At 41.5% G+C, this 13,997-nt stretch carries 9 protein-coding genes and 2 tRNA genes; 1 reads left to right on the top strand and 10 read right to left on the bottom strand.

Annotated features, from left to right (window positions below; translation table 11 throughout):
• Nucleotides 1–67: 67 nt before the first annotated feature.
• From dnaE to HXT59_RS03155, 5 genes are all read right to left on the bottom strand, one after another.
• Nucleotides 68–3,634: a DNA polymerase III subunit alpha gene (gene dnaE, locus HXT59_RS03175; protein WP_012914404.1), complete on the bottom strand. Its 3,567-nt coding sequence runs from the start codon at nt 3,632–3,634 to the stop codon at nt 68–70.
• Between the two features lie 46 nt (nt 3,635–3,680).
• Nucleotides 3,681–4,619: an RluA family pseudouridine synthase gene (locus HXT59_RS03170; RefSeq protein WP_076003028.1), complete on the bottom strand. Its 939-nt coding sequence runs from the start codon at nt 4,617–4,619 to the stop codon at nt 3,681–3,683.
• On the bottom strand, nt 4,612–5,106 hold the full coding sequence (locus HXT59_RS03165; RefSeq protein WP_102703211.1) for a signal peptidase II: 495 nt from the start codon (nt 5,104–5,106) through the stop codon (nt 4,612–4,614). The genes HXT59_RS03170 and HXT59_RS03165 overlap by 8 nt, the downstream gene beginning before the upstream one ends.
• Before the next feature lie 96 nt (nt 5,107–5,202).
• Nucleotides 5,203–6,531, bottom strand: coding sequence for a DivIVA domain-containing protein (locus HXT59_RS03160; protein WP_103013822.1), 1,329 nt, complete (start codon nt 6,529–6,531; stop codon nt 5,203–5,205).
• Between the two features lie 152 nt (nt 6,532–6,683).
• Entirely contained in the window at nt 6,684–6,962 is a 279-nt protein-coding gene (locus tag HXT59_RS03155) for a YggT family protein (protein ID WP_012914408.1), read from the bottom strand.
• A 173-nt stretch (nt 6,963–7,135) separates the two neighbouring features.
• On the opposite strand from HXT59_RS03155, the gene galE reads away from it, so the two are divergent.
• A complete protein-coding gene (gene galE / locus HXT59_RS03150; RefSeq protein ID WP_004108540.1) occupies nt 7,136–8,146 on the top strand; it encodes a UDP-glucose 4-epimerase GalE in 1,011 nt (336 codons plus the stop codon).
• A 48-nt stretch (nt 8,147–8,194) separates the two neighbouring features.
• Here the strand turns inward: galE and HXT59_RS03145 are convergent.
• The 5 genes from HXT59_RS03145 to nrdG all read right to left on the bottom strand — a co-directional run bounded on the left by HXT59_RS03145 (nt 8,195) and on the right by nrdG (nt 13,957).
• A tRNA-Phe gene (locus tag HXT59_RS03145) sits at nt 8,195–8,267 on the bottom strand.
• Between the two features lie 43 nt (nt 8,268–8,310).
• A tRNA-Asp gene (locus HXT59_RS03140) sits at nt 8,311–8,384 on the bottom strand.
• 102 nt (nt 8,385–8,486) lie between these two features.
• The gene (locus HXT59_RS03135; RefSeq protein ID WP_004108541.1) at nt 8,487–10,538 is read right to left on the bottom strand and encodes an ABC transporter ATP-binding protein; all 2,052 of its coding nucleotides are present in this window, start codon (nt 10,536–10,538) and stop codon (nt 8,487–8,489) included.
• A gap of 2 nt (nt 10,539–10,540) precedes the next feature.
• A complete protein-coding gene (locus HXT59_RS03130; RefSeq protein ID WP_004108543.1) occupies nt 10,541–12,391 on the bottom strand; it encodes an ABC transporter ATP-binding protein in 1,851 nt (616 codons plus the stop codon).
• A gap of 858 nt (nt 12,392–13,249) precedes the next feature.
• Nucleotides 13,250–13,957, bottom strand: coding sequence for an anaerobic ribonucleoside-triphosphate reductase activating protein (nrdG, locus tag HXT59_RS03125; RefSeq protein WP_004108545.1), 708 nt, complete (start codon nt 13,955–13,957; stop codon nt 13,250–13,252).
• Nucleotides 13,958–13,997: the final 40 nt, after the last annotated feature.

Below are 13,997 nucleotides of genomic sequence, written 5' to 3'. Positions count from 1 at the left end.
CTCTTTCAATGTAATTTCTTAAAGCATACCTAGTTTTATATTTTATCAAATCAGTAGTGCATATTTTCTACGCACTAGGCAAACAACTAGATCCAAAAACGATTTTCATTTCAGCAAACAAAGAAGTATCTCGCTTTACACGGAAACGATCTCCAAAAGTAAGAACTTGTGCCTTGCCAGTATCGTCGACAAGAGCCAAGCGCACTTCACAGCAGCCTGGATGTCGGCTCAAAATATTACTTAATTGCGCAACACGACCTTTATCTAGAACTTTACGAGGAATAACAACTGTTAAAGGTCTCTCATCCACTGATTCAAGAGTTGGTATTTCAAACTCTGTAGCACGCATGGAAACAGTTTCATCACGCACTTCAACTTGTCCACGAATACGCACAACTTGATCAATTGCAAGTTCTTGCGCTGAAGCTTCGTACACTTTGCCAAAGAACATGCATTGTATTGAACTTTCCATGTCTTCAACTGTGACAATCGCCCAAGCATTACCTTTTCGAGACACTCGCCTATCTACGCTCGTAACTAGGCCTGCAATAGTTACTTGCTGACCGTCGCTCATAGTTCTTGCTCTGTCGATCAGTTGAGCGATTGACATCTCACGTAAATCTGCCAAAACTGCAGACAATCCGCTTAGTGGATGATCAGAAACGTACAATCCAAGCATTTCTCGCTCAAAATTAAGCTTTGTCTTTTTATCCCACTCTTCAACATCAGGTACAGTAATTTGCATATCTCCCATACCGTTGTCGTCATCCGAGTCAGAAGACGAATCAAGATCAGCAAATAAATCAAACTGACCCTCTGCCTGCTTGCGCTTAAGCGCAATCACAGAATCAATTGCAGGATCACAAATTTGAAACAGCGCACGACGATTTGAATCAATAGAATCAAAAGCTCCAGCTTTAATAAGCGACTCTACTAAACGTCGATTAAGTGCACTAATAGGAACACGTTGTACAAAATCCATAAAGTTTACGAAACGTCCGCGCTCACCTTCACGCTCAGTAATAATATCGTTTACTGCTTTGTCTCCAACGTTACGAATAGCACCCAAACCAAAGCGCACAACATCTCCAACTGCAGAATACTCAAGAACAGACTCGTTTACATCAGGTTGCAAAACTTGAATACCCATGCGCCTTGCCTCGCCCAAGTACAGTGCAGTTTTGTCTTTATTCGTACGTTCGTTTTGAAGCAAAGCTGCCATAAATTCCACAGGATAATGCGTTTTTAGGTATGCAGTCCAGTAAGAAATCAAGCCATAAGCTGCAGAGTGAGCTTTATTAAACGCGTAACCAGAGAACGGAACCAAAACATCCCACACAGCTTGTGCAGCTTCTTCAGAATATCCGTGAGCTTTCATACCTTCAAAGAATGGCACCTGCTCTTTTGCCAGCACTTCCGGCTTTTTCTTGCCCATTGCTCGACGTAACACATCTGCTTTACCAAGACTGTATCCTGCTAAAATACGCGCTGCAGACTGCACCTGCTCCTGGTAAACAATCAAACCGTAAGTTTCGTCCAGAACTTCCTTTAACGGCTCAGCAACTTCTGGATGAATAGGGATAATATCTTGCAAACCATTCTTGCGCTTAGCATAATTCGTATGCGAATCCATATCCATAGGACCAGGCCTGTAAAGTGCAATCAAAGCCGAAATATCATTGAAATTATCCGGTTTCAAAGTACGTAGAAGCGCACGCATACCGTCGGAATCAAGCTGAAAAACGCCTAAAGTATCACCCCTAGAAAGCAGTTGATAAGTAGCTTTATCGTCTAACGGAATCTTAGTATAATCAATCGGATCCTTCCCATTATTTTCGATATTTCGCAAAGTATCGCGAATAACTGTCAAGTTGGAAAGACCCAAAAAGTCCATTTTTACAAGACCGAGCGTTTCACAAGTGTGATACTCAAAAGTTGTAGTAATAGTACCGTCAGTGCGCTCTAAAAGTGGCGAAGTGTTTGTGATTGGCTCCGAGCCCATGATTGTTGCACAAGCATGCACACCTGTTTGACGAATCAAACCTTCAATGCCCTTAGCTTCTTCCGTAATGCGATGAGTATCTGGATCCGTGTCGTACATTTCGCGAAACTCGCGCGCTTCAGCGTAACGCTTTGATTTTTCGTCGAAAATATCGTGCAAGCTCATATCTTTGCCGTTTTTAGCAGGAGGAAGAACCTTCGTAATTTTTTCGCCTACTGAAAACTCGTAGCCCATAATACGCGCAGAATCTTTAAGAGCTTGCTTCGTTTTAATAGTTCCGTAAATAACGCACTGAGCAACTTTATCTCTACCGTATTTTTCGCCCACGTATTCAAGAACTTTGGCCCTGCCATCCGGGTCAAAATCAACATCAATATCAGGCAAGGATACGCGCTCCGGGTTTAAGAAGCGTTCAAAAATCAGACCATGCTTCATAGGATCAAGCTCTGTGATGCCCATTGCGTACGCAACCATAGCGCCTGCAGCAGAACCACGACCAGGACCTACCATTACACCATGCGCTTTAGCCCAATTAATATAATCTGCAACAACTAAAAAGTATCCGCAGAATTGCATTTGGCAAATCACACCGCACTCGTAATCAGCCTGCTTTAAAACTTCCATTGGAATGTTGTTATTGTAACGACGCTCCAAACCTTCCTCGACTTTTTTAAGGAATAGCGAAGTCTCATCCCAACCTTCCGGGCAGTCAAATTGCGGCATAAAAGCGCCATCTTCGCCGTCGTCGAACATAACATTGCATCGACGAGCAATCTCAAGCGTGTTATCGCAAGCTTCTGGAAATTCTTTAAAAAGCTCACGCATTTGCTCAGCGGACTTCAAATAGTATCCTGAACCGTCAAACTTAAAACGGTCAGGATCGTCCAAGCGCGAGCCGGAATTAATGCAAAGCATAGCATCTTGCGCTTCACGATCTTCTTCATGAACGTAATGCAAATCGTTCGTTGCAAGAAGAGGTGCGTTAAGTTTTTTTGCAATTTCAAGCAAGTCTTTAGTTACGCGCGTTTCAATAGAAAGCCCGTGATTCATAAGCTCAATAAAGAAATTGTCACGCCCGAAAATATCTTGAAACTCTCCGGCTGCGCGTAAAGCCTCTTTGAACTGACCTAAACGAAGACGCGTCTGGATAATTCCAGAAGGACATCCTGAAGACGCAATTACACCTTTTGAGTAGGTTGAAAGCACGTCTTTATCCATACGTGGGTAGCGCATAACTCTACCCTCAAGATTCGCCACAGACGAAGCTTTAAGAAGATTTGTTAAGCCAGTATCGTTTTCCGCCCACAAAGTCATATGCGTAATTAAACCGCCGCCAGAAACGTCATCTGCACGCTGATCTTCCGTGCCCCAATGCACGCGACTTTTGTCTTGTCTTGCTGTTTCAGGAGTAACATACGCTTCTATGCCAATAATTGGCTTAATCCCAGCTTTTACAGCCGTACTCCACATTTCGTACGCGCCGTGCATGTTGCCATGATCCGTAATAGCTACAGCCGGCATGCCTAATTCTTTAGCGCGCGCTACTAAATCAGGTATTTTTGACGCACCATCTAGAAGTGAATAATGCGTGTGATTGTGCAAATGTACGAAGTTGGTTTCCGGCTGAGTCATAAAAGATATTCTATAAGCGAAAGTTGACTGAAAAAATGCAAAAACGTTACTTTAATAATGCTCGCATAGCTTCTAACGCGTGTTGCAAATCAAGAGGATAATGCGACTTAACCGTCACTGATTTACCTGTGCGAGGATGTGTAAAAGTAAGTTCCATAGAATGCAACCATTGACGTTGCAACCCAAGTTTTTGAGCCAAAACTGGGTTCGCTCCATACATTGAATCCCCAACCAAAGGGTGACCTATAGACGAAAAATGGACGCGTATTTGATGTGTACGACCAGTTTCCAAATTAACGCTTACTAACGTTGCTTGACTAAAACGCTCAAGCACATCCCAGTGCGTAACAGCAGGCTTGCCGTCAGAAGTAATAGTAAAACGAAAATCAGATACTTTTGCGCGACCTATAGGAGCATCAATAGTAGCTTTATCTTGCGCTAAATCTCCTTGAACAAGCGCATGATACGTTTTTTTAACGATATGCTTTGCAAACTGATTTTTCATTACTTCATAAGCAAAATCTGTTTTACAAACTAGCATTAATCCGCTTGTTCCAACGTCTAATCTGCTTACGATTCCTTTGCGCGATTCGTCGCACAGCGTTGTTTTTATATCTATTCCAACAGCTTCTAGGCATTCTGGAACTGTCGGCCCACTCCATCCCTTTGCTGCGTGAGAGACAACTCCAACAGGCTTATCTATTACAACAATATCGTCGTCGTTGTAAATAATTGGAATATTACATACAGAAGATTCATTATTTTGCTCTTCTTTTTGTTCTGCACTTTCTTTTTGATCGACAACAATCGTATCGCCATCTTGCAAAATGGAGGATTTTTGCGATTTTCTACCTAAGATTTTCGCTTGGTTACGCTCAATAAGAGATATCGCACTTGCACGCGAAACTCCCATTAGTTTTGATAAGCAAACATCAAATCTGCAGCCGGAAAACTGGCTTGTAACTTTAAAGCAAATATCACTCATCGGCATGCTCGAAAAGAGGAATCCCAATCAAAATAAGGCATACGACTGCGATTCCTGCAAACATAAGCTCAATATCTGCAACGTTCCCAACAGACCAACCGTAGTTTATAAAATCTACGACTTTGCCATTCAAAAAACCTTGAGCATATTGCGCTCTATCAATGAGGTTTCCAAAAGCTCCAGCAAACGCTAGAGCAAACGCAATAGTCCAATACAAAGATTTTGTGTGCTTAATAGCCGCTATCATGGCACCACAAGCAGCACAAGCTAATACGCTAATAACCCATGTAAAAGAAGAACCTAAGCCAAATGATGCTCCAGGATTTCGTACAAGAGTTAAAGAAAGCAAGTGCGGCACAAGCTCAATGTTTTTCCCGTCACTAAGCGTCGCCAAAGCCCAAAGTTTTGTTATGCGATCTAGCACAACACCAATAAAAACAATTAGTGCAAAAACGGCTACGCGAGTACGTAGCCGTTTCACACGCACATCCCTATGCGTCAATATTTATCCGATCTTTAGTAATTCAAATAGTATCGGCACAGTGCGCAACATTTTAAAATATCAGTTACGCACTGCTAAAAACTACTCTTGCTTACCAGATTCTTCACCCTGCTTGTTACCTAATGCAGCATAGGTATTTTCATCAGAAACTTGAGCAACCAACTGACCAAGGAAATCAGTCAAGCGAGTACGATATTCAGTTTCGAACTGCTTGAGACTCTGAATATTCCCTTCAATAACTTGAGTTTGCTTCTCAAGATTCTCACGTACCTGACGAGCATATGCATCAGCAGCTGTACGAGTTGTAGAATCATAGTCTGCAGCACGATGCTGTACTTCAGCTTCATACTGGTCAGCTTGATCGTGCGTCTGCTTAGAGTAATCATCAGCAGCTTGACGAACCTTACCAGAGTAAGCATCAGCTTCATTGTGAGCACGAGCAGCATAAGAATCAGCATCGCTGCGAGTACGAGTAGAGTAATCGTCAGCATCGGCATGAGTCTGCTTGCTGTACTCTTCAGCTTCAGAACGAGTACGTGCAGAATATTCATCCGCCTTAGCGACAGTTTCATTATAACGAGCTTGGCTCTCTTCAACAATTTGCTGAGCCTTAGCCTTGCCCTTATCTACATATTGATCATGCAATTGCATAGCAAGAGTCAACATTGCAGTTGCACGCTCTGGCTCAGAACCTTGTGCTTCTGCACCAGCACCAGCAATCTTTTGCAAGCTACCAGTTTCAGTATTTGGTTCCATTTTAGCAACCTGCTTTCGAAGCTGCTCTTCACGCTGACGAGACTCTTCCAACTGCTTGGAAAGTTCCTCAATCTTAGTGTTTTCTTGCTGAGTGACAACAAGCTGCTGGCGAACAGTTTCAAGCTCGCGACCCAAGTTTTCGCTACTTGCACGGAAGTCGTCACGCTCGCGAGTAACAGTTTCAAGCTCTTTTTGAACCTGCTTAGCATTGTCTGCTTGAGCAGTTTGAGCAGTTAACTGATCTACCTGCGCACCCAAACCATCTAACTGTTCCTTCAACTGCTGGTTTTGAGCAGTCAAAGCACGATTACTTTCTTCAGCTTCACGCAACTTAGTTGCAGTAGCTTCAAGTTGAGAAGCAGCTTCATTTGATTCACCCTGCTTCTTAGAAGCATCACGCAATGCCTCATTTTCTTTAGTTAAGGATTCTACCTTAGAAGTTAACTCAGCAATCTTCGTATTCAAACCCGCAACATCACGGCCAAGAGATTGCGTGGAAGCCCCTAGGCCCTGCACTGCCTGCTGACCGAGTGCTTCTATTGTTTCTGTAACCTGATCGAGAAACTCGTCGACCTCGTCAACGTCATAACCTCCCTTAAAACGTACAATTTGGAAGGTATGCTCTCGAATGTCCTTAGGCGTCAACAGAGTCATATGCTTTACACCTCGCTTTTTGGGCATAGCCCTTTGATATATATCTATTCGATGCTATCACGTCCGCAGAAAATTAGTGCGGTTAATACAAAAATTTATGCAACAAAACGCCGCTTTTATAAAAATTACGCGTTAAAAAACCATAAACTCATCTATAACCAAATTTGAAGAACGTATAGAGCAAAATATAAAAGCATATAACTTACGTCAATACTAATATTTCCACAACGAGTTGGCGGAATAAACTTGCGCAATACGCGTAATGGCGGTTCTGTTATGAAATAAATAATCCGTATTAGAAAATTAAAAGCACCTCTAGGACGCATACGAGGAACAAGCACAAATAACCAATCTGCAACCATTCGAATAATCATTATTATCAAATAAGCGCGTATAATCACACGTAATATAGATAACGCAACAAATATCATTCGAACATCACCTTACAAAATAATACAACTAACACATTCAAGTTAAGCATACGCTGCAGAATCAAAATGCGAGAATAACAGATGTTATGCAACAGATGCATATCATTAAACTTCAGTTTTACGAGATATAATCTCACTGATTGTATTGATATTATTCAAAAGGAAGGTCGACAATGACTGTTCTTGTTACAGGTGGATGCGGATACATTGGAGCACATGTAGTTCACGCTTTACATGAAACAAAGCAAAATGTCGTCGTCGTTGACGATTTAAGCTACGGAAAGCCTACAAGAATTGAAGGCGCACGTCTTTATGGTATGGATATCTCTTCTCCTGATGCAGGAAAGCGACTTGCGCAAATTATGAAAGATGAGCACGTCGATGCTGTAATTCACTTTGCTGCTAGAAAGCAAGTTGGAGAGTCCGTAGAAAAGCCACTTTGGTATTATCAACAGAATATTAACGGCATGCTTAATGTGCTTGAAGGCATGAAAGATAGCGGAGTTAAGAAGCTCGTATTTTCTTCTTCTGCAGCAACTTATGGAGTGCCTCCTGTTGAAGTTGTACCAGAAGATGTTGTGCCAATGTTGCCAATTAACCCTTATGGTCAAACCAAGCTTTTTGGCGAGTGGATGGCACGTGCTTGCGAGCACACATACGGAATTCGCTTCTGCGCACTGCGTTACTTCAACGTAGCTGGATGCGGTCCGGTGGAATTGGAAGATCCTGCGATTTTGAACTTAATCCCTATGCTTCTTGACAGACTACAGCGAGGAAAAGCACCTGCTATTTTTGGCGACGACTATCCTACTGCTGATGGCACTTGCATTCGCGACTATATTCACGTTTCTGATTTAGCAGACGCGCATATTGCGGCACTCACGTATTTGGATCGCGACGAGCGCAAGTACGATGCTTTTAACGTAGGAACTGGTAAGGGCACGTCTGTGCGCGAAATTGTTGACGAAGTGCGCAGAGTTACCGGTTTACCATTTAAAGAAACTGTTCTTGATCGCAGAGCTGGAGATCCTCCACAGCTTATTGGCAGCACGAAGCGAATTAACGAAGAAATGGGATGGCATGCTCGCTACGACGTTAAGGATATCGTAGAATCTGCTTGGGCAGCTTGGCAGGCAAATCCTGAGCATCATATTGATGTTGATTCGTGGAAGCAGCTTGACTAGCGAATAAAACAAAACGCGCGGCACAAATCGTGTCGCGCGTTTTTGTTGTGGCTCCGAGCGGGATCGATCCGCTGACCTAACGATTTTCAGTCGTTCGCTCTACCAACTGAGCTACAGAGCCATGACGAATAAAAAACCCGGCGAACCGGGTATTCTATTAATCGCGACCCCGGCCGGACTTGAACCGGTGACCTCCGCCGTGACAGGGCGGCGCTCTAACCAACTGAGCTACGGGGCCGTGGCTTTGTTCTCTCGAACAGCCGAGTCACTATCTTACAGAATCCTTAGCAAAATGCAAGTGCCGCGCGTGTTCGGCGTGTTGCCGCACAAAATCAAGCTATTATTCAAGCTCAACAGCTCCAGTGCAAAGCTGATAATACTCCCCACGTTTTGCCAATAATTCCTCATGTGAACCGCGCTCAATAATGCGACCGTGATCCAGCACCATAATCACATCAGCATTGCGCACTGTAGACAGTCTGTGAGCGATTACAAACACAGTACGCCTTTCCATCAAAGAATCCATTCCATGCTGAACTAACTCTTCAGTATGCGTGTCAATCGATGAAGTTGCTTCATCGAGAATCAACACAGGCGGATTTTCTACTGCAGCACGAGCAATAGAAATAAGCTGCTTCTGACCTTGAGAAAGCCCTTCACCACCATTGTTAAGCTGCGTATTGTATCCGTCAGGAAGATGAGAAATAAACGCGTCAGCATGAGCTAATTTTGCAGCTTGAATACAATCTTCGTCGCTAGCATCAAGATTTCCATAACGAATATTGTCCATTATTGTGCCTGTAAATAAATTCACATCTTGCAAAACAGTGCCAATAGCGTGGCGCAAATCCGTTTTGCAAATATCGCGCACGTCAATGCCATCATACAAAATTTGCCCATCATCGATGTCGTAAAAACGCGTAAGAAGGTTAGCAATAGTAGTTTTTCCAGCACCTGTAGCTCCAACAAGAGCAACTTTTTGACCAGGTTTTGCAAACCACGTAATATCGTGTAAAACAGGATGATTTTCTTTGTAACCAAACACAACATCCGTAAAACGCACGTCGCCTCGAAGCAAAGTATAGCGGCCATCCTTAGAAGTGCGAGCATCTCGCTTTGCATGGCACACAATCTCTTGAGCCATTTCACTTAAGTTTTGAGCGCGCTTTTTAGCTTTAGTACCATTATCTTGCTTTGATCTTTTCCAAGCCCAATAAATATTGCTTCCTTCAGATTGTTCATCTACTTCTTCAAGCACATCAAATGCTGATTTTTCTCCAAGATCTTCATCAGACTGAAGTACACGCACTTTAACTAATTGCACACTGCCAGAATCAAGTTCTGGCTTTTCATCAAGTAACTCAAAAATACGAGAAGCTCCTGCAAGAGCCATCATAAGTGCGTTAGCTTGCATTGTAATTTCGCCAATAGGGTTAATAAATGCGCGCGAAAGTGCCAGCAAAGATATAAGTGTACCCAATGTAAGAGTACTAGATCCAGCTAATCCCAGCGTTGGCAGACCTGCTGAAGCAGCCCACGCACCGAGTAAAGCAATTAATACATAAAGCAAATAGCTTGCATTACTAATAACAGGCATTACATTATTTGCATAAGAATTTGCACTTGCAGAAATTTTTTGCACTTTTTCTATGCAATTATCTAATTTTTCAATAGAATCTGCCTCATGATTAAAAATTTTAATCACTTTGCTGCCTGTTGCAGATTCTTCAACAAACTCATTTAGCTCACCTAATGCATGCTGGAATTGCTCAAATAGACTGCCAGATTTCTTTAGCATAAAACGCACTAAATAAAGCAATATTGCAGTAAATATAACTACAAAAACTGCAACCGGAAGCGATAGACACATAATAGATATAAACGCTGCCAAAATCGACATTAGCGCAGAAAAAGAGTCCGGAAATGCCCACGAAATTGCCTCACGAAGAACCTCAGTATCGTTTGTGTAACGGCTCATAATATCGCCGTAACCTTGAGAATCTAAGTAACGCAATGAAAGCTTCTGCTGATGCTTAAACATAGAATCTCGCAAATCACGCATAACACTTTCAGATATATTCGCAACAAGTCTGCTCCAAAGCCAAGAACAAAACACACCAACAGCGTAAACACTTGCCATCAGAATAATCATGCGAACAAGAGGCGTCCAATCCTGATTATGCTTACCGACAAGCGGAAGAATATACGAGTCCACAAGAGATTGCAAAAACACTGCACTTGCAGCTTGCACAATTGCGCTAACTATTATTGATGCAATAATTACGTAAATTTTAACTCGATACACCAGCACATAAGAGGCAAGTCTGCTAAGAGTTTCCCAACTAATAGCTGAATCATTTTTAGAAGAGTGAGCCGTTTTATTCTTAGCCATTGTTATTTAGCTCCTTCTTCTTTAGTTGCGCCAGTTATGCTACTTTTTTCTTGAGAAATCGCCATATTTCTGTAAAATTCACAAGACTTAAATAATTCATCATGCGAACCGTTAGCAACAACACGACCATCTTTAAGAACAACAATAATATCTGCATGTTCGATTGAAGATATGCGCTGAGCAACGATAATTTGCGTAGAATCAGGCATAAACTTTTTCAAGCCATCGCGAATTTTACTATCAGTTTTCATATCAACTGCACTCATCGAGTCGTCAAGGATTAAAATTTTCGGCTTCCTCAAAAGTGCGCGCGCAATGCACAAACGCTGTCGCTGACCACCGGAAACATTCTTACCGCCCTGATCAATATGCGTATTGTAGCCATCTGGTAAATCTTTAATAAACTCATCAGCACAAGCAATTTCGCAAGCTTGACGCAAATCATCATCGCTTGCTTCCGCTCTACCCCAGCGAAGATTTTCTGCAATTGTGCCACTAAACAAAATATTTTTTTGTAGAACAACGCCAACTTCTCCACGCAAACTAGAAGAATCATAATCGCGAATATCTTTTCCACCTACAAAAAGAGTGCCAGAAGTTACGTCATAAAGTCTTGCAATTAATTGCACTAAACTTGATTTTCCAGATCCCGTTGCACCAACAACACCAACAGTTGCTCCAGAAGGAATAGATATATTTATATCATGTAAAATTTCCTGTTCTGCTGGGGCAGATTCATCTGTATTATCTGATTGAGGATAGCGTAACGAAACATTTTCAAAACGCACAGAAGCGTCAGAAAGCTTTGTCAGCGGATGCTTGGAAACAACTTCAGTATTTCGAGATTGCAAAACATGTGAAATACGATGCATCGAAGCTCGAGCTGTTAACGACATTACAAAAACTGCAACTAAATTCGCTAAAGCAAACAAAATTTGCAAAGCATACACTACTAATGCAGCAAGATTTCCTGTTGTTAAACCAAAAGCAGGATTATTTCCCGAAGCCACAATTTCGTGCGAAGCCAACCACGCAATAAGTAGCATGCCAGAATAAAAACATAAGTTAAACAAAGGAATACTACAATTTAACACATACTCAGCTTTAATAAAATAATCATAGATTTTATGTGAAATACGCGTAAAACGACTTATTTCATAATCAGAACGCACATAAGACTTTACGACGCGAATATTATGCAAATTCTCGCCAACTCTATTATTCATCTCGTCAATCATTCGATAAATTCGAGAAAATGCTGGAGCAACTATACTAGCTCCAACAGCGCCAATTGCACCAATAATAGGCACGAATGAAAGAAAAACCCACGAGATAGCAGGGCTAATTGAAAAAGTAAACCACCAAGCAGTGATGATAATCATAACGCTGCGAACACCAGAGCGAATAATCATTTGGTAAGCAAATTGCACATTTGACACATCGCTAGTCATACGCGTAACAACAGTGCCGCTAGAAAACTTATCTAAATCAGAAAAACTTAAACTTTGTAAGCGTGAAAACATGTTGTGACGTAAATTTTTACCGAAACCAGCACTAGAATGCGCACAACAAATACCAGAAATAACGCCTGCAATCATTGCAATTGCAGCAAAAATAAGCAATTGCAAACCATAATATTGCACAGCTTCTTGAGAACGTGACATAATGCCAAAATCAATAAGATTTGACATTACTGTAGGAATCTCAATTTGCATAGCAGCTTCAACGAGAATAGTAACAACTGTTAAAACGCCAAGAAAACGGTACTTTTTTAAAGATAACAGAATCGTACGCAATGCGCGAGGAGAATTATTGCTAATTTTTCGTGAATTGTTCTTCGGCTTTTCTGCCATTGCATCCCTTCCCCTACATAACGTCATGTGTAGGTTTAATAATATCACTTCTTCAAATACATATTTGAATTATTGCGCATGGCGCATTTCCGTATTGAGTTACTTCATTACCAAATGCATAAATAGATGAATCTTTGACATAGTAGTATACAGACAAATCACATACGAAAAAGTGCTTCTACACATTCAAATTATAAACAACGATTGATTTCATCTTATAAAAAATTATATAATGAAAAGTGTATATTCGCATGTATAAAGAGGTACTGTCATGAATATAAAAAAGCTATTAATAGAATACTTACTTGCTCAGTAGCATTATCCATGTCTTTTTTACTATCATTGCAAGTTCAAGCCAACACCCAAGAAGAAACTTATGAGTAACACAAAGATAGTTGGCGCTGTAGCACAGCAGAAAGGCATTCGTGTCGACTTGCAGTGAGAATTTCCACATTAATATCAACAATTATGTGAGGAACAATATGAACAGCAAACACATAGTTCTACTGCCAATAACGCTGCTTTGTTATATTTCGTCAGCTATTTATTTCTTTAAACAATTGAAGGACTTAAAAGACGATAACACTTGTATTAATACTGTTAGTCTCACCATTCAAGCATTCGTCCTATTAATATTACTAATCTATCTTTTATATTTATGCAAAGAAAAAACATACCCAACTGTATATCGTTTAGTTACAGTATTTATGAGCATAGTTAGCATAATTCTTTTGACAGTTTGCAATACAGATGTTACTAGGTTAATTATATTTAGCTTAACATGTGTATATGTATGCATTCTTATAATCGTCCACAAACATTGTTAAATATATCGTATGAGTGGCGCATTCAATAGGATTACGAAGCGTCGCCTTCGCCTTGCGCGCGGTCTTTTCCGTAAATCGACGGAATAAAACGCTCCTGATCGTGAAGCTTTTCCCAGATTACAGGAGGATTTTGCGGATTTTCCAGAGACTTTGGCACATCGATAATTCGTTGATTACTAGAGCCACGAAATTGCAAAAGCGAATCGTGCAAATCTTTCATATAACGGCCGTCAACAAGAATATCAATGTAACGCAAAAGCTCAAGCTTATCAGGCGTCTCCCCTGGGCGCATAAGCTCTTCCCAAGTGTATCCAGTCCAACTCCAAATGTCTTTTGTATTGCCAAACTCTTTCCTAATACGCTTGCAAAGAGGCAGCAAAATGCCCGTATTAAGCAACGGCTCGCCGCCAAGAAGCGTTAAACCTTGCACATAAGGCTGCGCTAAATCTTCCATGATTTGATCTTCAAGCTTTTGAGTATAAGGATGACCTGCGCGAAAATCCCAAATCGACTCGTTATAGCACTCAACGCAATGGAACGGGCAGCCGGAAACGTAAAGCGAGCAACGAATTCCTTCGCCGTCTGTCATCAAAAAACGCTTATAATCGGCGATCATCCCCTGGCTCATGCGCTCACTAGACCACTGTCCTGCGCGAGGATTATTGGAAAGAGAGGTAGGAATCCACGGTCCACGATTCACATCTGCAGGCGCAAAATCGTGCAAACTCATGCGAGCCATATCCAACCCCCTTCCAAACCGAATAAACAACTAAAAAATA

The organism is Gardnerella sp. KA01001, from assembly GCF_049244025.1.
Taxonomy (GTDB): domain Bacteria; phylum Actinomycetota; class Actinomycetes; order Actinomycetales; family Bifidobacteriaceae; genus Bifidobacterium; species Bifidobacterium swidsinskii.
The sequence above is the reverse complement of the archived record's forward strand: the minus strand, read 5'-3'. Positions and strand labels throughout refer to the sequence as shown.